Consider the following 22,068-nt stretch of genomic DNA (forward strand, 5'->3'; position numbering starts at 1 on the left):
CGTATGATTTAAACCAGCGACTTCAATCGGTAAATCCATTCCAGCGCCTGACGCGGTGACAAAGAGTCCGGATCAAGCGCTTCTAACGCCTCTAACGCTGGTGATGTTTCCTCAACCAGCAGCGGCAGTTGAGATCCATTGGCTTTGGTACTGGCAGCACTACCGGACAGTGCTTCCAGCTGCTTCAGCTTCTGGCGAGCCCGCTTGATAACGTCTTTGGGAACCCCGGCCAGTGCGGCTACGGCCAGGCCATAACTCTTACTGGCAGCCCCCTCCTGCACGCTGTGCATAAAGGCGATAGTATCGCCATGCTCGACCGCATCCAGATGCACATTCGCCACACCATCGATTTGTTCTGGCAGGGTGGTCAGTTCAAAATAGTGTGTGGCAAACAGCGTCAAGGCTTTGATGCGGTTGGCAAGGCTTTCGGCGCAGGCCCACGCCAGTGACAGTCCGTCATAGGTTGAGGTACCTCGACCAATTTCATCCATCAGCACCAGGCTGTACTCGCTGGCGTTATGCAGGATATTGGCGGTTTCGGTCATTTCCACCATAAAAGTGGAACGGCCGGAAGCAAGATCGTCCGCTGCGCCTACGCGGGTAAAAATACGATCGATCGGGCCAATGACCGCCTGATCTGCGGGGACGAAGCTACCAATATAAGCCATCAGGGTAATCAGAGCGGCCTGACGCATATAGGTACTTTTTCCGCCCATATTCGGGCCGGTGACCACCAGCATACGGCGCTGTGGCGAAAGCGAAAGAGGATTGGCGATAAAGGGTTCTTTCAACACCTGCTCGACCACCGGATGACGGCCACCGGTAAGCTGAATGCCGGGGGTGTCGCTCAACGTGGGACAGTGGTAATTCAGCGTCAAGGCGCGCTCGGCGAGATTACTCAATACGTCCAGCTCTGCCAGGGCAGAGGCGCTGTCCTGTAACGCTTCAAGATGCGGTAGCAGCATATCAAACAGCTGATCATAGAGGGCTTTTTCCAGCGAAAGCGCTTTGCCTTTTGAAGTCAGTACCTTGTCTTCATATTCTTTTAGCTCAGGGATGATATAGCGTTCGGCGTTTTTCAGCGTCTGGCGGCGCACGTAGTGGATCGGCACCAGATTGCTCTGCGCCCGGCTGACCTGAATGTAATAGCCGTGTACCCCGTTAAAGCCAACTTTCAGCGTATCCAGCCCCAGCTTTTCCCGTTCGCGGATCTCCAGACGCTCAAGATAGTCGGTAGCTCCGTCGGCCAGCGCCCGCCATTCGTCCAGCTCCTGGTTATAGCCCGGGGCGATCACCCCACCGTCACGAACCAGCACCGGCGGCGTTTCAACGATGGCGCGATCCAGCAGTTCGCGCAGCTCGGTGAACTCCCCCATCTGACTACGCAGAGTTTGCAGGTGCGCAATATCACTGTTGAGCAGCTCGCTATTCAGCAGCGGAAGCTGCTGGAAGGCATGGCGCATACGAGCCAGATCGCGCGGACGCGCAGTGCGTAACGCCAGACGTGCCAGGATGCGCTCAAGATCGCCGACCTGGCGCAAAAGGGGGGACAGGTTATCACTTAAATCCTGCAGGGCGCGGATGCTTTGCTGGCGCAGGGTAATCGTCTGCGTATTGCGTAACGGCATATTCAGCCAGCGCTTAAGCATACGGCTGCCCATTGCCGTCACGGTTTTGTCCAGCACCGAAGCCAGGGTATTTTCGCTTCCTCCGGCGAGGTTTTGCGTGATCTCAAGATTGCGACGGGTCGCGGCATCCATAATGATGCCGTCCTGCTGGCGCTCCATGGTCAGCGATCGGATATGCGGTAGCGAGGTGCGCTGGGTATCTTTAACGTACTGTAGCAGGCAGCCGGCGGCACGCAGGGCAAGATGCGCCTGCTCAACACCGAAGCCACCGAGGTCGCGCGTGGCGAACTGAAGGTTGAGCTGCTGACGTGCGGTATCAAGCTCATATTCCCACAGTGGACGGCGGCGCAGACCACGACGGTTCTCAATCAGCGCCATGGCGGCAAAGTCTTCCGGGTACAGCAGTTCGGCCGGGTTGGTGCGCTGCAGTTCGGCAGCCATCGTTTCCAGGTCAGCTGGCTCAGCCAGGCGGAAACGGCCGGAGCTGATATCCAGCGTGGCATAGCCAAAGCCGCGCGGGCTGTGCCAGATGGCAGCCAACAGGTTATCCTGACGTTCATTGAGTAATGCTTCATCGCTGATGGTGCCAGGGGTCACGATACGTACCACTTTGCGCTCGACCGGACCTTTACTTGCAGCCGGGTCACCAATCTGTTCACAGATAGCGACCGATTCACCGAGCTGCACCAGCTTTGCCAGGTAGTTCTCCACCGCATGATAGGGTACTCCCGCCATCGGAATCGGGTCCCCGGCCGATGATCCACGCCTGGTTAAGGAGATTTCCAGCAGCTGTGAGGCGCGTTTAGCATCATCATAAAACAGCTCGTAGAAGTCACCCATGCGGTAAAATAGCAGGATTTCGGGATGTTCCGCCTTGAGGCGTAGATACTGCTGCATCATCGGTGTGTGGACTGATAGATCCTTGTCAATAGACTCATTCATATTGATTTTACTCGTTTTTTAAGTCTTTCGAGTGCTCATGTGGCCCCAGGTAAATCCCTTTAAACGCACATAAACCCATAAATTTGTAGCTCACTTGTAGCCTAAAACGTAATAGGTTACCTTCTAATCATTCTCGGGCTACAAACAGTGGTGATACTTTGAAAACAACTCTCAGCCAGTCTTTCATTATCAACAAGTTAAGTATCCATGTTAAGCCAGAACTCAATAGCTCTGGGAAAGTTGTTTTCGAACCTAACCCACAACAGAAACCATACATCGTTTTTGACGATCACCGTGATTCGCCGGTAGGTTTTGGTGTAAAGGTAAGTTTGACGAAAAAAACCTATGTAATCCAGAGAAGAGTGTCTTCTGGTACTCGTGGTGTGAAAGAAGGTAAGAAACCGAGTTCGGTCTTAAAAGTGAAAGTAGGGAATGTTTCTGATTTTCCGAGTATCGATCAAGCTCGTGAAGCTGCTAGGCAATTGGTTCAGACCATGATCGTCACCAAAAGAAATCCGAATAGGATTAAACGAGAAACAGAGGCTTCTGAACTCACTATCAGTGAAGTGTTTGCTCAATATCGTCAACATCTTCTTGGCAGGTCTAAACCAGCCAAACCAAACACACTGTCAGTGTTGGACAAAGCAGAAAATCGCCTGAAAGAGTGGGAAGCTTTACGAGTAAAGGATCTCACTGGTAATGAAATCCTTCGTAAGTTCGATGAAATTGCCAGCAGAGCCAGGACAGCAGCAGAACAGACGTTTCGATGGATAAATGTGGCAGTGAAACATGCAATCGAAATCGAAGCTGGGAATGCTCAAACCCAACAAAGGCCACCTACTCTGTCTTACAATCCTTTTAACATCCTAAAAGTGCAAAAAAAGTTCAGGACTCGATCAGAGCTTGAGGATAGTTATCGTGCAAAAGGTGTTAGAAATCCACTTTCTCCAAAAGATACTCTTGGCCGATTTTTAACAGCATTACATAACAAGAGAAGCTTCAACCGTCTTGGCTGTGATTACCTTCTGCTCAGGTGGCCAAATTCACTATGCCACTACAGTGACATAATACATATATATGTGGCTGATTAGGCGAAAGACGCTCAGGTCATCACGCGTTAAAGTGATGTTTAATAATCTTTACTTATCCAGCCAGCTGTTCTGATCATCAGTTCATGGTGTTTTTTAGCGATTAAAGGGCTTGAAATATTTAAGCACGGGCGACAAAACTGCCCCCGCTGTTTAATTTTTCTCTTTTATTCTTTACGAATAAATTTTACCAGCAGTGACCCTTTAAAAGACCAAAAGCAGTGAGATGACTGGCGTACGATTAGCGAATAAGAAGAATACGTCTTTTACCAGCAGAATAATGATTCATTTTATTTGCATGAGAATTTATCACGAATACCATTCTGACGGGCGATTATCAGCTTTTCAATTTTATGAGACTTGTAGGCAATAATAGATACGATATTTTTGACGTATTTATCATGATAAACGGGGGTGCTTGAGTGATACCTTCCTATACCATCCCAGGTATAGCCATGACGATCGATAACCTGGCGGAGTATCCACGTTCCTGAAAAAACATTTGCGCAACTGTTTTCACGTAGCGCCTGCTCGGTGATCCCCATCCCTTTCAGAGTGTTGAAATGGATACTATTGACCTGCATAACACCAACGTCAACCGTGTTGTTTTTATTCCTGGTGATAGCGTTTTGTTGATTTTTGATTCTTGCCAGATGATAGCTTTAATCAACAGGGGATTTATTTGAAAGCATAACGCTGCCTCATCAATGCAGTCTCCCTGCTGAGATGATGCGAATGGAGAGAACAGGGTCAACAGGATGGAAATAAAAACAACATTCATTTTCGTGAACATAAGAGTAGTTACCGGTTTGCATCCGGGACAGGGAATTTACGGGAGATAAATAAAGGGGGCTGTGGTTCAAGAGTAATCACTTTCTTTATCATCTGGAGATAAAAAAGCACGATTCATCATGTTGTTGATCAGCATATTAACCCCGAGCATTTGACTGGTATTTCTGTCGAGTGTTTCTGTCGTGTAATCCTGAAAGTTTGGATCGCCTCGCAGTGTGCTGTCAGTGTAAAGCAAGGCATTAATTAACTGTTGTGATGAATATTTATGATCGGTATCGAGTGACTGGATTTTATTGATAAGTTCAGCAAGTGTCCCTTCCGGTTTAGTATCGCGGATGAACTGCAGAACCCGATCGTCGAAGCTTAATTCACTCGTTGCATTATGGCTATTGATATCACATTGGTATGCAGAGAGGTTTTTCAAAAAACTGGTCATTTACCGTTTCCTTAATAAGTGTATTTTATATACTAACTTTTTTCTCGCTTAACTCTGTTAGCTGTATGATGATATCACTAAGTAGATCTGGAATTAAACTTTCTATTTCCTTATTAGATGACACGATTTGATCTTCGGCAGCAGACAGCCATTGTTGACATAATGAATCACTGGGAAAGCGTATCGAATCTACGTCATTCTGTACGGTAATATGGTTATCCTCACAGAACAGATAATTAGAAGTATCCGTGTTGTCTTGCAGTTGTACTGATTTGGGTATAATGATCTTAAGTGGTTTCTGGTGGCCACATTCACCCTGAAGATGGTGAATAATTCGCTCGACGATTACCGTGTCCTGCAGTGACGATTTGAGCGCATTATGCAAATTATCACGAAACGACTGGATTCGGGCTTCCTGAAGTCTTTCATAGTTGTCGAGCATCGCCGTTAATTGAGAAAAAAAAAGTTTAAATCCTGTTGTAAAGCCTTCTTTTGCGCAGTTTTCTCTGAGCTCAACGGTATGTAACTCATATTCACTATAAATTTCGCTGCAACGATTCAACGTTTTCTCAAGGGCAGTGGCCATACTACGATGGCGGTTGCGTTCGTTAGATTTTATCAAGGTTTGTTTGTTAAAATCCCTGGGTAATTCGTCACTGGTAATTATTCGCATAAGTGATTGCCATTTTGAATAAATTAATATGATTAGGTGTCGCTTTAACGTGGAGTTCGGGCAAATCAATTCCGGCAGGGAAGCCTAATAAAATGCGTTGCTTCAAAGCGGGGAGCAAAGAAGACGCCATACTAAGTATAAAGGCGGCTCCCCAGGCCAGAGTATCAACTCTTCGCTCCGCTTCATCGATAGTGACATGATGAATAAGCGGTAGGGAAATAAAAGCCAGCAGTTGTGGGTCGCAAATAAGTGCTGCCCCATAACCCGGTAACCGGTTACGTAATAAATAACCACCAAGCAGATGAGCGATGCGAGGCAACTGGTGCCAATGTGCAACGATCAGCGAAGAGTTGATGTCAGTTGGCTGCCAATATTTATTTTCATTATCAAGTTGAAAATGCGAAAGTAACCAGTAATTTATCAGTACATCATTAAACACTTCACCCTGCGCTAAACTGTCGGGTAAATGGCTGGGATCGGTATAGTCTGAGGGGTAATACATTATCTGCATTACATGTTCAGCATCATGCTTCATTTAACCCCTCTTCTTTTTTGGGGGAAGGTGATTTTTGTTTAACCGGACGAGAAATGTACTGATAAAACAAATATCCTCCCGTTGCTACCGCTAAGAATAAGGTTAGCGCAAGCATAATTAACCATTTACTGGCAATGTTGGTGGGAGCCTTCAACGGGGTTGAATACTGGATAATGGGGGCCGGGAAAAGTACAACAGAAATATTTTCATAAAGCACATCATCCAGACTGTTTTTTATGAGTGATTTAATCTGAGGTATAAACATGGTCTCATCGATTTCTCCCTTATATGAGATAAGTACACCGACATGACCTACGGATTTTTTTGCGCTGATGTCATTGTTGAAGGAAGGATAGCTTAAATGTACACGAGCATTCACGACCTGAGCAATGATCCTTAGTGATTGTTCCAGTCTTTGTTCCTGTAACGAAAGTACCCTGGCCTGTTCCGCATTCGGTGAGGCGACCAAAGACCCACTTGGGAAAGCTTCGCCGATTTGAACATCCGCAGACCAAGGCAGCTGGTACTGATTGATAATGGAAAGTGCAGCTGTATTTTCGGACTGCCCAACGGTTATTACATAGCCGGCTTTCAGATTGCCATTTTTATGTGCGGAAATATTATGCTGCTGCAAGATGGCAACGACATGATTAGCTTGTGACTGAGTCAGGTTATCAAGTAATTTTTCATCATTGCAGCCAGAGGTCAGGGCGGCAGTCAGTAGAATAACAATAGACCGAAAAGAGTATTTTATCATTATTGTGATTTAACCAGAGTTTCTATTGTACCGATTCCTTTGCGTGCCAGAGTACTGACAAGGGATACATAATTACTGTATTCACCAATATAATTTTGTAGCATTAATAATTTCTGCGGGTCGCTGGTAAACTCTGGAGACTGACTCAATGTGTTAATCATATTCTTAAATTCAAGATCGGTTTCACTAATTTTATTGAAGGTATTGGATACCAGATTATTAAAAGTCTGGTCCTGTACGGTTAGCGAAGCATTATCATCAGGCCCTGAGTCATCAGGTGACAATTTGGTGAAGGTTGACAGCGCTTCTATAGTATGACCCATAAATTATTGATCCTGGTTTAAAAGGTACGGAGTCCCGTACCATAAAGTTAGCGGAAGTTTTGGATAATAGCAGCACCAATATCTTTGTAGGCTTTAACCGTACTGGTTTGAGCGTTTCGAAACAGCGTGTATTCTTGTAATTTCGCTTGATAGCTAGCCAGCACTGCCGGGTTAGAGGGATCTTTTTCAAGAGCCTCTTCAGCTTTAGTTAGCTCTGTTATCATATTTGCAGCGCCAGCCTCAAATTTCTGTGAAACTTCGTCTAAAAAGTAGCCGTTATCAGATAAGGCAGTGGTTTTATTTTCAATGTTAGCCATAATTATAAACTTCCTTTTTTGATTGGAAAATACCAGTGACGTGGATTCATAAACAGGTAGCCGTCAGATGAATCTACATAAGACTTATCTTGTAACCAGTTGTCATCGAGGTTGATTGAAAAACTAATGATACTGTTACCCCATTGATGATTGAATTCTTGAATAAAATATTTCAGGTTGCTAAGTGCACTGTCGTTGAGTGCATCCCGAGTAATTAGTCCATAGCCGGTAGAAGTGGCAATTTGCCGATATGGAATATGCAGCCGATCGAGTCCCTGGCGGGCTTCCTGAAGCAGTTGGTTCTTAGTTCTGACTTTCACACTGACGTCCAGTGCAAACGGGATATGCCGTAATGCTGCCGCCTTTAAACCTGCAACCTCAGCTGTTGTTAGCTGACGGTATACCGCAAGCACAGGATGTTGAGGGGAGCCGTAATCAATCTGCAATACCGGATAACCTGAATGTTGCAACTGGGTCACAACAGTGAGTTTCTGCTCTTTCAGCCAAAGAGGAATGACATCCGGATTTTCTTTCAGCTTTAAGAGTGCTTCTTTCGCCCATTCCATCTCCTGAAAATGATGCGCCAGGACATAGATATTCTGGTTATCCCGGGCTTTGACAATATAGAGAGGAGAGGGTGATCCGGCGAGAGCTTCACTGAGCGTTAACACTCGTTGCTTTGACTCAAATTTGTTTAACCCAATCAGCGATGCAAGTACCAACAGTACTAGCAACAAAGTAGTTGTTAAAAAAATAGTCAGAATCTTCTTTTTCTTGTCAGAACCAGCGAACTGTTTATCAGTGTGTTCAATGTTTGAAGCGGTAGATTGATTGAATTGCCTTATTTCATCTGACCATTCGTCCGCACAGCGCTTTAAGGCGAAGCGGACAGGTCCAAGAGTGAACACTTGATTCTCATAAATCGTCGATTCATAACTTCCTGACTCGTCGTTTATCTCAGTACGAAAGCCACTCACCCCGTCGTTATCTGCATAGCCAGACAGGAATAAGGTGACATTAGGAGATTCCGCATCGCCTGGAACATAAAGAGTGTTCCGCGTGTAATGAGCTGCATGCTCATGAGAAGATTCTAACGGTGCTGTTTTATCGTGAAGTGCATACGCCGGATTGATGATAAGAAAATAATCGTCAGCAGGCAGGTGCAGCTCGCAGCCAAACATTGGACCAAACAGTATTTTTAATGTGTAATTTGGCTGCCTGCTATCAGTTATAGCAGTAGACGACATTTCTTCAAGCTTGGTGTTCATAAAAAAGGACCATTGGCATGTAAACCAGTAAACGGAACTGTTGATTGAGTTATACGGTGACTGTATATGACCATTGCGAACACCCGAATCCCACAAAAAACTCACAGCGTATATTAAATAATTCTACTTGGATAAGAGTGCATTCAGTCCTACTTACATATATAAGCATGTCATTGGTTGGTATTGTTTTGATTAATAACATCATAATAAAGGGTTTATTTTGTGGAGAAAATTATATTTTTTTTCGGTCAGCGAAGCTACGAAAATTTATTATATTTTTATTATTTTTTTATTATTTTTTTATTATATTTTTATTGTTTTTTTTCTATTAAATGAGGTTGTTGTTTCTATTGATCATCAAAATTTTTCTGGTATATTTAATGGTGTAATATACGAGTTTGCAGTGTTACATAATCGACTTAACTTTTTTTCAGAGCTGCGGGTGCTAATTTATTATGAAGTGGGTGTTAGATAGCCGTATAGCACACTATCGGCCTGGCTTGAAAGTTGATGCCGATAGTCTTTCAAGTAAGGACACAGTTGTTATAGACGACATGCTTGAGATTAATCACAATCTGGTATTTGCCAATCCTCTTGCAAAGGATTCCATGCTGAGGTTTCAGGTAGCTGACGGTAATATTTATGATCTACCCGTTCTAAAACAATCCGTACTGATCGCATCACTAAAAATTTTAAAATTAGATGTTGTCGGTCCATGGGATATCGAAATATTACCTATTCAAAAGGTGGCTACTCTTTTGTCTTTTATGGATTATCACTTCGGAAGTGCTGATTATTTCTTCAAGAAGGAGTCTGTCAACGAAGACTCCCTGACGTTATTCGATAACAACTTCTTGAATATATCACTGACTGAAGGATGTCATAAAAGATTCATGAATGTTCTTACCAGTGCAGTATTAAATCGGCGTGAACAAAATCTTGAAAGCATCGCTCCGTTTATCCGTAAACTCGAAAGCTATTGGTTAGCGTACTTTCTGTTGTCTCAGGCTATGAGTGGCAGGTCTGAAGATAATAATCTTAATGTTTACAACGTTTGCAAGGCATATGGCGTGTCTGAATCCCAGTTCAGGAAGCTTTGCCATCATGTATTTTCCCGCGGTCCTAAAAAACAACTTTGCATGTGGCGGGCCGCGCACAGTGCTTTACAGTTAATAGAGAACGATAAGCCGATTGCAGTAGTAGCCGATATGAACGGCTATGCTTCTTCTTCTCATTTTGCAAGTGAACTGAAATCACTCTTTGGTATTACTCCACGGGAATTTAAAAAAATAGAAGGTTTTCTTGATGAAGAGGCACGTAGTGGTAAAAATTAGTTTCAGCCTGGTGGCTCTGCTTGGTACGCTTTTTTGTATCAGCAGTTCAGCGGCAATGCTCAGCGATAATGTTGTTCGAGGCGGTGCTTACCAACGTGCTGATAACGCTGACGATACAGAGAATACCTACGTTGCAAGCAACAATAGTGTGCAGCAACTCTTCTATGTTCTCGGCGGGGCAATAAACAAGCCTGTTATCGTCAGCGGCGAAGCAGCGAAAAAGCGAGTTTCGGGTAATTTCGATCTGAGTAAACCACAAGAGTTATTGTCGACGTTAGCCACGCGCACAGGGCTTATCTGGTACGATGACGGTAGTTCAATTTACATCTATGATGCCAGCGAAATAAAAAGCAGCATGGTCAGACTTTCCTATGCTCCGTTTGACCGTCTGCTTGCATATTTAAAGTCTTCGGGGCTTTATGATCCGCGTTTTCCACTGCGTTCTGATGGTAGTGCGGGCGCCTTTTATATTTCCGGTCCGCCGGTATATGTAGAATTAATTAGCGCGGCAGCAAAATATATTGATGCAACTTATGCCAAACCGGGGACTGGCGAAAGTACCATCCGTGTGATTAAACTAAAAAACAGTTTTGTCAACGATCGTACTTATTTACAGCGCGATGCTCCTGTCACCATACCCGGTGTCGCCACGGTGCTTAACCAGTTATTAAACAATAAGCAGGCTAATTCTGGCAGGAATACCACTGCAGCACAGATAACGGTTGATAACAGTACCCAACAGGCACTCCAAGCAGCATCAGCTAATCAGGATGGGAATTTTCGCCCTTTACCCATTTTTGCCGCAACTTCACAGGCCGAGTCTGGAGGTAATAATGATATTGCAGCCATTGAGCAGAATTCTGTCAACATCGTAGCCTATACTGATACCAATAGCCTGCTGGTTCAAGGATCGGCACGTCAGGTCAGCTTTGTTGAAGATTTGGTGAGTGCCATCGATATTCCTAAACAACAGATTCAACTCTCGTTATGGATAATCGATGTTTCTAAAGATGATATTAATGAGCTTGGCGTACGCTGGCAGGGGAGCGCAAAAGTTGGCAATGGCGGCATCACTTTTAACACCAGCTCGCTTACTCAGGCAAATAGTATTCACTTCCTGGCTGATGTATCGGCACTTGCTCAGAAGGGTAATGCCCATGTCGTTTCTCGTCCAGAAATTCTTACGCAAGAAAATGTTCCGGCGCTGTTCGATAATAATAGTAGTTTTTACGCTAAAATGATTGGAGAACGCACCAGTTCATTGGAAAAGATCACTTACGGTACCATGATTAGCGTGCTTCCACGTCTCGACCAGTATCAGCATGAGATTGAGATGATCCTGAATATTCAGGATGGTGGATTGCCCCTTAATCTAAACGGCGCGACAGAAACTGTTGATAGTCTACCGGTGGTAAGTAATACGCAAATCAGTACTGAAGCAAGAGTACCGGTTGGCTATAGCTTGTTAGTGGGTGGTTATAGCCGGAACCAGGATGAGCAACACAGTTTAGGCATTCCTCTTTTACGCGATATTCCTTATATGGGGAGATTGTTCGACTACAGTTATGTCAGTCATAAAAAGATGGTTCGGTTATTTCTTATTCAGCCCCGACTAATGGTAAATGGAGAAACGTGGTCAGGTCATAATGATAACAACCCGGTTCTTGGGCGCACTTTAGATGGTGATGAAGTTACGTTGAAATCGACCGTGCATATGTTGCGTGAAACGATGAAACAATAAGAGCAGAGAATGCCATGGCTTCAGGTCAAATAGGTTCAGTTAATGTTAGTCGCTTTGATTACGCGAGGACGGAAAGTCGTGCCCCTCACAGGGATGGAGATGTCGCTGAAGATATTCACCATGTCGATTTGCAAGAAGAGCTAAGTAATGCGGCTGAAGAAATGGCCGATATTCTTAGTGCCTTTGGTCGATTTAGCAGAACGGGCCGTAAGAATGACAGTGCAGATAATGACTTTGCTTCTTCTATACTCGAAGATCAGGCAGATGAGAAATTAAATACGCTGGTCAAGCAGGTGGGAAAGCTGCGCGATCTTTCTAATCTACTGAGTTTTGCTCGTAGTCTCTTTCCCGATGACAGTGACTTGATGCTTGCACTAAGAGAATTACTCGGTCGTCGGCTTACTGAGTTGCAGAAAAAGAAAATTAAAGAAGCTATCGCCGATTTAGAAAAGTTTGCCGATCGTCAGAAGATGCAGTCGGGGATGAATATTGGACGCCTTGCAAAGAGATTTAGACAAAGTAAGAGTGATAAAAAACTTTCGGCTAAGAATTTTCGTAATAGCTATTTACGCTTTCTTGAACAAGACATTCCTACAGGTTTTATTTATCAGGACTGGATTGATGAGTATGGCTGTGACAATCGTACACGTTTGTTGGCATTTACAATGGCAGCTTTAGTTGCGGATATGAAAGCGAATGAGCCAGGTATACATGTTGCCGAGTTCGGGCCTCTGAGTGACAAGTTATCTGATGCGCGCGTCCTGAACACCCTTGACCAGTCACTGCTGGAAAAATTTGCCGAATTTTCATTCAAAGAACAGATGAAAAAGCAACAACTGATACTCGATGAAGAACGTATTATAAAGCTATATATGACCGCCCTGATTGATTTCGATAACTTTAAAACTGTTTTGCAGGCTTTTAGTGATGACTTTATGTCAAACTTACTTATAAGGCAGCGCGCAGAGGTGCTTCAGGTATTAAGAAATATGTTTAACGAGACACCAGTCTTCTTATATGCTGATGCTAATTATCGAAATATCGTGCTGGATTTTATGTCTTCAACCTTGCTCTCAATTCATGAGAAAGAGAAAAAGTCCGGGATCTGGAAAGAATATTATAAATAGCGGCAGATGATGCCATTAGAATTCATTAGTTTAAATGTGTTGATAAAATGCTAACAAATTTCATTTCACAAATTCGATCCAGGCCTGAATTAATTATCCTGGTGATAATGATCATGATAGTAGTCATGCTTATTATTCCGTTGCCGACCTATATTGTCGATTTTCTGATTGGTCTTAATTTGACCATGGCGTTATTGATTTTCCTTGGCTCATTTTATATTAATCGCGTTCTTGATTATTCGACGTTTCCGTCAATTCTCCTGATTAGTACGATTTTCAGACTGGCCATTTCTATCAGCACCAGCAGACTGGTACTTACTGATGCCGATGCCGGAGAAATTATTACCAGCTTTGGTGAGTTCGTTATCGCTGATAATATGGTTGTGGGCTTCGTTATTTTCTTCATCGTCACGGTTGTTCAGTTTATCGTGATTACCAAAGGATCTGAACGTATTGCAGAAGTTGCCGCTCGTTTCTCTCTGGATGCTATGCCCGGTAAGCAGATGAGTATTGATGCTGATCTTAAAGCCGGCGTGATTAATGAAAAAGAAGTGAAGCGGCGTCGAAGTGACCTGGAAGCCGAAAGCCAGCTTTACGGTGCGCTGGATGGTGCGATGAAGTTTATCAAAGGTGATGCCATCGCTGGGATAATTATCATCTTCGTCAACTTTCTGGGTGGGATCTCAGTCGGGGTTTTCCAGCAAGGCATGGATGTATCTCATGCTATGTCGGTCTTTACGTTGCTAACCATCGGTGATGCTCTGGTAGCTCAGATACCGGCATTACTGATCTCAATCAGTGGCGGCCTGATTGTTACCCGTGTGAATAACAGTGATAACAATAATCTGGGATCAAAAATCCTGCAGGATATGCTTTCTAACAAGTCTATTCTGCTAATCACAGCTTTTCTCGCTATTGCACTAGGGCTGCTGCCTGGTTTTCCTTTGCCCGTATTCATCTTATTGGCAATCCCCCTTTTGGGAATGTTCGTAAAACACAAATTTGATGAGAAGAATAAAATTGTTAAAGCGGGAGAAGAAAATCTTCAAGATGATGATCAGCCGGTGCTGAAGAGCAAGCCAGTTATTATTGATGGTGAGTACATTCCAGAAACTATCCCGCTTATCATCACCGCCTGGAAAGGATATGAACAATATTTCCAGGAACATAATTTTACATCGTTATTTAAACGTAATTTCTTCGTAGAATATGGTGTTCGCCTGCCGGAAGTTTTAATGAATTATGAAGAGAGCGCCCCGCGCGGCATTCTGACGGTAGCCATTAATGAAATACAGGTGGCATCTTACAATATATTTCCGGGCATGTGTAAGGTATTAATGCAGGGTGAGGAACTTCAGGTGATTGATGCCAGCGTTCAGACGATTGCATCCCCACAGGGAAACGTCTATTGGCTACCTGAGGAACGGAATGAGAAAGCCATCCAGCTGGGGTATCATACAAGAAACGCGATAGATGAGTTTTACGCATGTGTTTCTACTTTGCTTGTTCATAATATCTCAGAATTTTTTGGTATTCAGGAGACCAAAACGCTGCTTGATGACCTTGAAAAGAAATATCCCGATCTTCTTAAGGAATGCTACCGTAATAACACCGTCCAACGTATTACGGAAGTCTTTCAGAGGCTCCTTCAGGAACGTATCTCAATCAGAAATATGCGACTAATTCTGGAAGCGTTGGTGCAATGGGCTCCAAAAGAGAAAGATCCGATTATGTTAGTCGAGCACGTCAGAGGGGTTTTGGCCCGGTACATCTCTAACCGCTTTGCTTTTCGTGGACGTATAAGAACGTTGGTTATGTCACATGATATGGAAAATATGATTCGCGGTGCGCTAAGGCAAACCTCATCGGGTACTTTTATAAATTTACCACCACCGCAAATTGAAAGTGTAAATAAATGTCTGGAAGAAGTTCTTCAACTCAATGGTGTTAATGCTCGGGATATCATCTTGATGGTGTCAATGGATATCAGGCGTTTCGTTAAGAAAATTACCGAGGGAAATAACCCTGAGATGGAAGTGCTTTCTTACGGTGAGATTTCTACCGGTGTAGAAGTGGATGTTATAGGCTCTTTAGAAAATAATCAGGTGTAAAATGAAATATGATTTGGTCAATTTATTATCAAGTATTCTCAATGATGCTGGAATTTCAGAGGTTATGGAACAGGATTTGAGTAACCACTCTACTATTACTCTGAATATGAAAGACGAGATCCCTCCTATTCATATCAAAAATGAAAATGATGAGGTATGGGTATGGGCGAAACTCTGTGACTACAATCTCTCAGCATTGAGTTACTGTAGCGTCAATCTGTTTCCCGTGATGCTTAATTATAACGAAGATATCTTCTACGCTGGTCAACCTTGCTTATATCCTGTTGATGGAAATCTTGAGTTGCGCGCACAAATAAGAGAAAGAAACTTGGAATCATCTGGAGCCTTTTTGACGGTGCTGGATCATTACCTGACTATCTTACAGGAATATCGCACAGTTCTGGCTTAATTAAGGATGTCATCAAATGGTCGCGCAATGTTTTGTTCACCTCGCTCATCCATTGCGCATTCAGGGCAACGTTATTGAGGCTCACTTGCCCGGAACGCGCATCGGGGAGATTTGTGAAATTGAGAAATCTCTCCTTGAACCCGAAGTGGTGGGATTTGCTCAGGTCATCGGCTTTAATAAAGAACATACTCTATTAAGTTTGCTCAATGATAATAACGGTTTTTCACGCGATAACGTGCTGTTACCAACCGGTAAGCCGTTTCGCGTTGCTGTGAGTGAAAGGACGCTCGGGGCTATCCTTGATGCTACCGGGACCATTCAAGGCCGGTTGGACGGCGGCCCTGTTGCTGCACCCACCGGCGGTGAAAATCTTGAAACGGGTGGCGTACCGCGTGACTTCACCCAGCGCAAACCCATAGCCGTACCATTGGCGACCGGGGTCCGGGCAATCGATGGGCTATTGACTTGTGGACAAGGGCAGCGCATGGGCATATTTGCGGCTGCAGGCTGCGGTAAAACATCTCTGATGAGCATGATTATTGAGCACTCAGAAGCGGATATATACGTCATTGGCCTGATAGGTGAGCGTGGCCGCGAAGTTACGGAATTTGTTGAAGAGCTAAGGCGCTCTTCACGGCGTTCAAAGGTCGTATTGGTTTACGCAACTTCAGACAGGTCATGCGTTGAGCGATGTAATGCGGCTCAAGTTGCGTCTACTGTTGCCGAGTATTTCTGCGAGCAAGGCAAAAATGTATTGCTGTTTATCGACTCTGTTACCCGTTATGCCCGTGCTTTACGTGACGTTGCATTAAGTATGGGTGAACTCCCTGCACGGCGCGGCTATCCCGCTTCGGTTTTTGAAGCTTTGCCGAAGCTTTTAGAGCGCCCGGGGCGGTTTCTTACCGGATCGATCAGCGCTTTTTATACCGTATTGATTGAAAATGAGGAAGAATCAGATGTTATCGGCGATGAAGTCCGTTCCATCTTGGATGGCCATATTTATCTGAGCAAAAAACTCGCTGCTAAAGGGCATTATCCGGCGATAGATGTACTGCAAAGTATTAGCCGCGTTTTTCAGCAGGTCACACAACCGGAGCACCAGCAGCTGGCTACACACTTTCGTGACTATCTGGTTCGACAAAATGATATGCAGCTCTTTATCGATCTGGGTGAGTACAAGCGTGGTGAAAACGAGGATAACGATGCTGCATTCGACAAGAAGAGTGCGATGGAGGCTTTTCTGAAACAGAGGATGGCTGAACAAACTGATATCAAGACTTGCCTGGAAAGTTTGGATGGATGCCTGGCGTAAGGGGAATGAGTTTGTACGCATGCTTGAGCGTAGTCAGGATATTCTCCAGGGCAATATTGCCCGTACAGAGAGTCAGCTAACTCAAATCAGAGCGCGAATTATAGAGTTTCAACATGAAAACGCCTTAATCAATCAACAAATAAAATTATTGACTCCCTCTGGAGTGCTTAAAAGGGATGATATATACAGAGGGATAAGAAAGCAGGGTGCTTTATTGACCCACCTGCAAATGGTTATTCAGAAAATAACCCAGCTTGAGCATGAGCAATTCTCTCATGAGCAGGAGCTGGAGGGTTTTCGTTTTGCAAAGAATATGCTGGATAAGAGGCATTGCAAACTCACATTTTATTTACAGCAGCTGCGTCGTGAGCGATCGCGCCGTAAAGATATTAATGCCGAAAATGAGATTCAGGAGATAGTTGGCTATGGTAAAAGAAATTTCTGAAGCGTTGGTAAATTCTGTCGCTGATGTTGATATATCACCAGTGAAAGAAGACTTCTCAGATCGAGTATCTAAAAGGAAAGAAGAAGATTATCAATCTGAAATAGAGAGTGCAACAGCATCTTTACGTCATATGCTACATCAATTTAGCACCAGTTCCATATATGGCGGCGGAACAGCGACAACTGATAATGAACGCATAAAAGCCTCAGTTTTAAAAAAGTGTCAACATAATCTTGACACTCATCAAGCGGTATTCAACGAACAGCTGCGCCGGAAATCAATTTTAGCTCCTGCCGGTACCGGCTTACCCACGCATCGCGAGCTGAAACAGCCTGCGGGCGCCGAAAAGAGAGCAAATGATAAGCCATCTGATATTAATAAACTGGCATTATCTGGGATTAATAAGGCTGCTCTCGAGAAACAGTTCAGCGGTCTTGATATTGATCTCTTCAGTCAGGCAAAAATGCATCTTGCAGATGGCGAATCCGCCCTGGTGGGTAATTCGCTACTCGCGCAGCAATCTGGACAGCAGCTCCGCCAGCCGGTTAAAACCTATTCCGATTCGGCTGATGCTAAACAGGCTGACGTGATACCTGTAGATGTCGCCACTTCACAGCGCAGCGAGACATCTGCGCGTGGAGAAAATGCACAAATGGCCCGCGAAACATTGCAAAAGCACATGTCAGAAAGGACATCAATGCTTTCAGCCAGTAAGGCTGACGCAGCAAGCCGGTCAATGGATCTTAAATACCAGTTCAAAAGCTGGCCTGGCGAGCATTCGGTAAAAGTTTCTGTCTGTACTGAAGTCAGCCGCGGGGGAAATATCATCCTGCATCCCTCCGATGCACGAGCAGCGGATGCGCTGACCAGGCAGTCAGAGAACCTGGCGGGATATACGCCTGAAATTGTTCAGCCCCGGCACGGCAGGGAGGAGCATGAGCAGCAAAAGCAGCATCGTGATACTCAGGAAGAGGAACAAGAATGAGCTTACGCAGCCACCTACGCCTGCGAGATCATGATGATACGGAGCTGGGCTTTCTGCACAGCCGGCATCCGGGGAGTAAGGTAGTAGATTCATTACCAGAAGCACGCTACCTGCAAGTGCTCTTCAGTGATAATCAGGGGGTAGAAGCAGAAGCATTTATAAATATCGATATCTGGCTACAAGAAATTGATGATCATCTGCCGGGTATTCCATGGCAGCAGGTCCCACTGATCTATCTGGTTCGCTGGTTGAACAGCAAGCAGCTCAGCTTCATGGTTGAGGACGTTATTTGGCACAGTCAGCGCATTAGTTTGCCTGGCAAGGCTCTGCCAGAAAAATGGCTGTCGCTTGCTTCCGAGCCTTGCCCGCTGCTATGTCTTGACTGGCCCGAAAGTGCTCCAAACCACGTGCAATCGGGGATGACGTTATCCCACCTCCCATTTACCTTAAATTATGTGCTGGGGCAGAGTCAGCTGCCGCTCTCCTCCCTTGTTGATGTGGCTGTGGGAGACCTTTTACGCATCAGGAATTTTGCCCCGCATTTGACCGTCGGCCAACGCAGAGTATTTAGCTTAAATTACCATGAAGAAAGTGAGGTTATAGTGGAAAATCAGTTGGAAAACAATAATGAGATGTATCTTGAAGAGGAAGAAGCGCTGCTCGATTGGACTAAGTTGCCTGTCAATATAGAGTTTGTCCTCGATAAAAATACCGTCACTTTGTCAGAACTGGAAGAGATCAGGCCCGGTGTTGCTTTACCGATTAATCCTGGGGCAGAAAAGAAGATAAAAATTTACCTCAACCGAAAACTGTTCGCTTGTGGTGAACTGGTCGCTATGGAAGACGGTTCATTTGCCGTAGAAATCAATCAGGTCACCCCTGGTTCAGTGGTTGAAACGGGTTATTCCGATGCTAAGCAATGATATTTCTTTAATTGCGCTACTCTCCTTTTTCACATTACTGCCTTTTATTATTGCCGGTGGAACCTGTTTCATTAAGTTTTCCATCGTTATGGTGATGGTACGCAATGCTTTGGGGATCCAGCAGGTCCCTTCGACGTTAACTCTTAATGGCATTGCACTCATTATGACCGCTTTTGTGATGATGCCAATATGTCAGAAAATCTCCAGCTATGTCGAAACTAACCATATAGATTTTAACAATAGCGCCTCTGTTACTCAGTTGATGGATCAGGGATTAGGAGGCTATCGGGATTACCTCGTGCGATATTCCGATCATGAATTGATTCGCTATTTCAACAAAATACAGCAGCAGCAGGCAGGAGAGTCAGCGCCGGAAGTTGAGGAGCATCAATTAAGCTCTCTCTCTCTAATGACCTTGATGCCCGCATATGCGCTTAGCGAAATTCAAAGCGCCTTTAAAATTGCTTTTTACCTGTACGTTCCATTTGTGGTCATTGATTTGGTCGTGTCCAGTATATTACTGGCGTTGGGAATGATGATGATGAGCCCGGTGACGATCTCAATTCCGATTAAATTGATTCTGTTTGTTGCCATGAATGGCTGGAGCTTACTCACTAAAGGAATGATCGCTCAATATACCGATCTGATGACGTCATGAATAATGTTTTATTTATTGGCAACTCCGCACTGATTATCGTGCTGAAGTTAACGGCAGTCCCTATTGCATTGGCCACAGTTGTGGGCATTTTTGTCGGTCTTTTTCAAACGGTAATGCAAATTCAGGAACAAACGTTACCATTTGGTCTAAAGATGCTGGCAGTGTTTGCCAGCATCTTTATGCTGATTGAATGGTTTTCTGCTGAAATGATGAATTTCGCGATCCAGGCTTTCTACATGGCCTTTCGGTGACTCGGTAAATTTATGCTGTCTGTTGCGCTTTACTTGAATTTCCAGCACGGCGTGCTGATCTTTACGATGGCTTATGCAAGGTTGGCAATCGTATTTTATTTGCTGCCGGTGCTGGGAGAACGGGTGCTGTCTAATTTAATTATTAAGAACACGATTATTGCACTGATCATCATCGGTTTGTGGCCCTGCTACGCTGAAGCACTGAATCCGGAGCAGGGCTGGCTTATCTTGCTGTTAAAGGAGTGCGTCATAGGATTAATACTGGCTATGACGTTATGTGTTCCTTTTTGGATTGTCATTAGTCTTGGCGAAATACTTGATAACCAACGTGGTGCAACCATTAGTGATAGTATTGACCCAGTTAATGGGGTGCAAAGCTCTACATTATCTGGTTTTCTAAACTTTGCTTTTGGCGCCATTTTTTTTGCCAGTGGCGGCATGAGTTCACTCATAGAATTATTGGTACAGAGCTATCACGTTTTTCCAAGGGGCAGTAATTTAGTCGATTTCCATTGGCAAGCGGTGGGGGGGTTATTAATGGTGCTTGCTAAGGGGAGCATCATGCTTTCCGCTCCGGTAATGATAGTCATGATGGTGGCGGAAATATTACTGGGTGTTTTCGCACGTTTTTGTCCGCAGTTAAACCCCTTTTCTCTTTCCTTAGCAATAAAAAGTTTCATTGCGTTTACTGTTTTCCTTTTTTACGGTTTTCAGGCTATCTCGCAAAAACCTTTGCACCTTTTCTCTATTGCTTTTTTTCAGCAATTTTTTCTTTGACCGGGGGGCGGCATGGCAGAAAAAACAGAAAAGCCCACGGACAAGCGGCGTAGGGATTCAGCCAAAAAAGGTCAGACCTTCAAAAGTAAAGATCTCATTACTACTGTGACATTGCTTACGGGGGGGGCTATCTGGCGTATGTTATGGACTTCCGTAGTTTTACCTCATTCTATTCATTAGTTTTGCGTGAAGGGGATAAAATAAGCTTAAATGACTTTCTTACTGAATTAATGCGGGTGTTCTTGAATTTATCACTGCCGTTTATTGCAGTTTGTACCGTCGCTGGTGCTGTAATGACGTTACTACAAACTCGTTTTTCAATCGCAACAGAAGCCATAAAACTTAATTTTGAGGCACTGGATCCTGTTAAAGGTTTAAAGAAAATATTCAGCATGCGTACGATAAAAGAGTTAGTGAAGTCAATTTTCTACCTCGTTGTTTTCATCTGTACCTGCTACAACTTGATTCATGGCGACTTAATACGGGCTGTCTCTATATATAATGGCAGTATCGAAGAACTCATTTCCGTTTGGATAACGCTAACGATTAAAGCGGTGATGGTCTTTATTGGTTGGTCAGCTTTTGTGCTTATTATTGATTTCTTTGTCGAGTATTTTTTACATTTCAAAGATATGAAAATGGATAAGCATGAGGTGAAGCAAGAGCATAAAGAGAGTGATGGCAATCCTGAAATAAAAGGTGCCAGGCGTCGTGCACATCATGAAATTCTCTCCGGAGAGGACATGGCAGCGATAAGAAACTCTGAAGTTGTTATGGCAAACCCGACCCATATCGCAATAGCCATTTACTTCAATCCTGAAGTCGCTTCATTACCTTTCATCGCCTTGCGCAGTACTAATATGAAGGCGAAAGCGGCGATTGCTTATGCAGAAAAAATAGGCATTCCCGTAGTACGATATATTCCGCTAACCCGTCGGCTATATCACACTTACAGTCAGCACAGCTTCATCTCACTTCATGATGATTCACTGATGGAAGTCATGGATATCCTTATTTGGCTGCGACAGGTTGAAACAGCTGGCATGGAGCTGCCCGCCAGCTCAGGGGTAAAAAAGGATGAAGATGCACCAGGGAGCGGCGATGAGATGCAGGACAAGCCGCTTTAACCGGTTTATACGGTTTTATTGTTTTTAGTGCCGGGGCTGAACAGTATGATGCACCCATCTTATCTGCTGTCTGCAATTGGTTTAAAACAACGTTAATACATTTTTTAGT

General features: G+C 44.4%; 21 protein-coding genes and 2 pseudogenes. 14 read left to right on the forward strand and 9 right to left on the reverse strand.

Annotated elements, in window-relative coordinates:
* Window positions 1-8 precede the first annotated feature (8 nt).
* Entirely contained in the window at window positions 9-2,570 is a 2,562-nt protein-coding gene (mutS, locus tag JGC47_RS03865; protein WP_004155848.1) for a DNA mismatch repair protein MutS, read from the reverse strand.
* A gap of 158 nt (window positions 2,571-2,728) precedes the next feature.
* On the opposite strand from mutS, the pseudogene JGC47_RS03870 reads away from it, so the two are divergent.
* Window positions 2,729-3,601 (forward strand): annotated as a pseudogene (locus JGC47_RS03870) (integrase); the annotation flags it as partial.
* Between the two features lie 347 nt (window positions 3,602-3,948).
* Here the strand turns inward: JGC47_RS03870 and JGC47_RS17535 are convergent.
* The 8 genes from JGC47_RS17535 to JGC47_RS03910 all read right to left on the reverse strand — a co-directional run bounded on the left by JGC47_RS17535 (window position 3,949) and on the right by JGC47_RS03910 (window position 8,759).
* Window positions 3,949-4,242: a lytic transglycosylase domain-containing protein gene (locus JGC47_RS17535; protein WP_241097893.1), complete on the reverse strand. Its 294-nt coding sequence runs from the start codon at window positions 4,240-4,242 to the stop codon at window positions 3,949-3,951.
* A 275-nt stretch (window positions 4,243-4,517) separates the two neighbouring features.
* On the reverse strand, window positions 4,518-4,886 hold the full coding sequence (locus JGC47_RS03880; RefSeq protein WP_004155851.1) for a hypothetical protein: 369 nt from the start codon (window positions 4,884-4,886) through the stop codon (window positions 4,518-4,520).
* A gap of 25 nt (window positions 4,887-4,911) precedes the next feature.
* Complete coding sequence (locus tag JGC47_RS03885; protein ID WP_013036193.1) at window positions 4,912-5,559, reverse strand: hypothetical protein; 648 nt, start codon at window positions 5,557-5,559, stop codon at window positions 4,912-4,914.
* The gene (locus JGC47_RS03890) at window positions 5,540-6,094 is read right to left on the reverse strand and encodes a type III secretion system protein (RefSeq protein WP_004155852.1); all 555 of its coding nucleotides are present in this window, start codon (window positions 6,092-6,094) and stop codon (window positions 5,540-5,542) included. Before JGC47_RS03890 ends, JGC47_RS03885 begins: the two co-directional genes overlap by 20 nt.
* Window positions 6,084-6,851, reverse strand: coding sequence for a type III secretion system inner membrane ring lipoprotein SctJ (gene sctJ, locus JGC47_RS03895; RefSeq protein ID WP_004155855.1), 768 nt, complete (start codon window positions 6,849-6,851; stop codon window positions 6,084-6,086). The genes JGC47_RS03890 and sctJ overlap by 11 nt, the downstream gene beginning before the upstream one ends.
* Window positions 6,851-7,174: a type III secretion system inner rod subunit SctI gene (gene sctI, locus JGC47_RS03900; protein ID WP_004155856.1), complete on the reverse strand. Its 324-nt coding sequence runs from the start codon at window positions 7,172-7,174 to the stop codon at window positions 6,851-6,853. Before sctI ends, sctJ begins: the two co-directional genes overlap by 1 nt.
* 47 nt (window positions 7,175-7,221) lie before the next feature.
* Window positions 7,222-7,491 (reverse strand): type III secretion system needle complex protein, encoded by a 270-nt coding sequence (locus JGC47_RS03905; protein ID WP_004155857.1) that lies wholly within the window; start codon window positions 7,489-7,491, stop codon window positions 7,222-7,224.
* A gap of 2 nt (window positions 7,492-7,493) precedes the next feature.
* Complete coding sequence (locus tag JGC47_RS03910) at window positions 7,494-8,759, reverse strand: PrgH/EprH family type III secretion apparatus protein (RefSeq protein WP_004155859.1); 1,266 nt, start codon at window positions 8,757-8,759, stop codon at window positions 7,494-7,496.
* Window positions 8,760-9,214: 455 nt separating this feature from the next.
* On the opposite strand from JGC47_RS03910, the gene JGC47_RS03915 reads away from it, so the two are divergent.
* The 13 genes and pseudogenes from JGC47_RS03915 to JGC47_RS03975 all read left to right on the forward strand — a co-directional run bounded on the left by JGC47_RS03915 (window position 9,215) and on the right by JGC47_RS03975 (window position 21,959).
* The gene (locus JGC47_RS03915; RefSeq protein ID WP_004155861.1) at window positions 9,215-10,093 is read left to right on the forward strand and encodes a helix-turn-helix domain-containing protein; all 879 of its coding nucleotides are present in this window, start codon (window positions 9,215-9,217) and stop codon (window positions 10,091-10,093) included.
* Window positions 10,065-11,834 carry a type III secretion system outer membrane ring subunit SctC gene (gene sctC, locus JGC47_RS03920; protein WP_004155864.1) on the forward strand — a complete coding sequence of 590 codons (1,770 nt, stop codon included), beginning with the start codon at window positions 10,065-10,067 and terminating at the stop codon, window positions 11,832-11,834. The genes JGC47_RS03915 and sctC overlap by 29 nt, the downstream gene beginning before the upstream one ends.
* Before the next feature lie 14 nt (window positions 11,835-11,848).
* A complete protein-coding gene (gene sctW, locus JGC47_RS03925) occupies window positions 11,849-12,961 on the forward strand; it encodes a type III secretion system gatekeeper subunit SctW (RefSeq protein WP_004155871.1) in 1,113 nt (370 codons plus the stop codon).
* A 47-nt stretch (window positions 12,962-13,008) separates the two neighbouring features.
* Window positions 13,009-15,072, forward strand: coding sequence for an EscV/YscV/HrcV family type III secretion system export apparatus protein (locus JGC47_RS03930; protein WP_004155873.1), 2,064 nt, complete (start codon window positions 13,009-13,011; stop codon window positions 15,070-15,072).
* Between the two features lies 1 nt (window position 15,073).
* Complete coding sequence (locus JGC47_RS03935) at window positions 15,074-15,481, forward strand: InvB/SpaK family type III secretion system chaperone (RefSeq protein ID WP_004155875.1); 408 nt, start codon at window positions 15,074-15,076, stop codon at window positions 15,479-15,481.
* A 16-nt stretch (window positions 15,482-15,497) separates the two neighbouring features.
* Entirely contained in the window at window positions 15,498-16,793 is a 1,296-nt protein-coding gene (sctN, locus tag JGC47_RS03940; protein ID WP_004155876.1) for a type III secretion system ATPase SctN, read from the forward strand.
* A complete protein-coding gene (locus JGC47_RS03945) occupies window positions 16,777-17,238 on the forward strand; it encodes a hypothetical protein (RefSeq protein ID WP_004155878.1) in 462 nt (153 codons plus the stop codon). The genes sctN and JGC47_RS03945 overlap by 17 nt, the downstream gene beginning before the upstream one ends.
* The gene (locus JGC47_RS03950) at window positions 17,219-18,223 is read left to right on the forward strand and encodes a SpaN/EivJ family type III secretion system needle length determinant (protein WP_004155879.1); all 1,005 of its coding nucleotides are present in this window, start codon (window positions 17,219-17,221) and stop codon (window positions 18,221-18,223) included. Before JGC47_RS03945 ends, JGC47_RS03950 begins: the two co-directional genes overlap by 20 nt.
* The gene (locus JGC47_RS03955; RefSeq protein ID WP_004155880.1) at window positions 18,220-19,146 is read left to right on the forward strand and encodes a FliM/FliN family flagellar motor switch protein; all 927 of its coding nucleotides are present in this window, start codon (window positions 18,220-18,222) and stop codon (window positions 19,144-19,146) included. Before JGC47_RS03950 ends, JGC47_RS03955 begins: the two co-directional genes overlap by 4 nt.
* Window positions 19,133-19,804 carry an EscR/YscR/HrcR family type III secretion system export apparatus protein gene (locus tag JGC47_RS03960; protein WP_004155882.1) on the forward strand — a complete coding sequence of 224 codons (672 nt, stop codon included), beginning with the start codon at window positions 19,133-19,135 and terminating at the stop codon, window positions 19,802-19,804. The genes JGC47_RS03955 and JGC47_RS03960 overlap by 14 nt, the downstream gene beginning before the upstream one ends.
* Complete coding sequence (sctS, locus tag JGC47_RS03965) at window positions 19,801-20,055, forward strand: type III secretion system export apparatus subunit SctS (protein WP_004155885.1); 255 nt, start codon at window positions 19,801-19,803, stop codon at window positions 20,053-20,055. Before JGC47_RS03960 ends, sctS begins: the two co-directional genes overlap by 4 nt.
* Window positions 20,056-20,067: 12 nt before the next feature.
* Window positions 20,068-20,832: a type III secretion system export apparatus subunit SctT gene (sctT, locus tag JGC47_RS03970; protein ID WP_004155887.1), complete on the forward strand. Its 765-nt coding sequence runs from the start codon at window positions 20,068-20,070 to the stop codon at window positions 20,830-20,832.
* Window positions 20,833-20,844: 12 nt separating this feature from the next.
* A pseudogene (locus tag JGC47_RS03975) lies at window positions 20,845-21,959 on the forward strand (EscU/YscU/HrcU family type III secretion system export apparatus switch protein).
* The last annotated feature ends 109 nt before the right edge of the window (window positions 21,960-22,068 follow it).

This window comes from Erwinia amylovora (assembly GCF_017161565.1).
Classification (GTDB): Bacteria; Pseudomonadota; Gammaproteobacteria; order Enterobacterales; family Enterobacteriaceae; genus Erwinia; species Erwinia amylovora.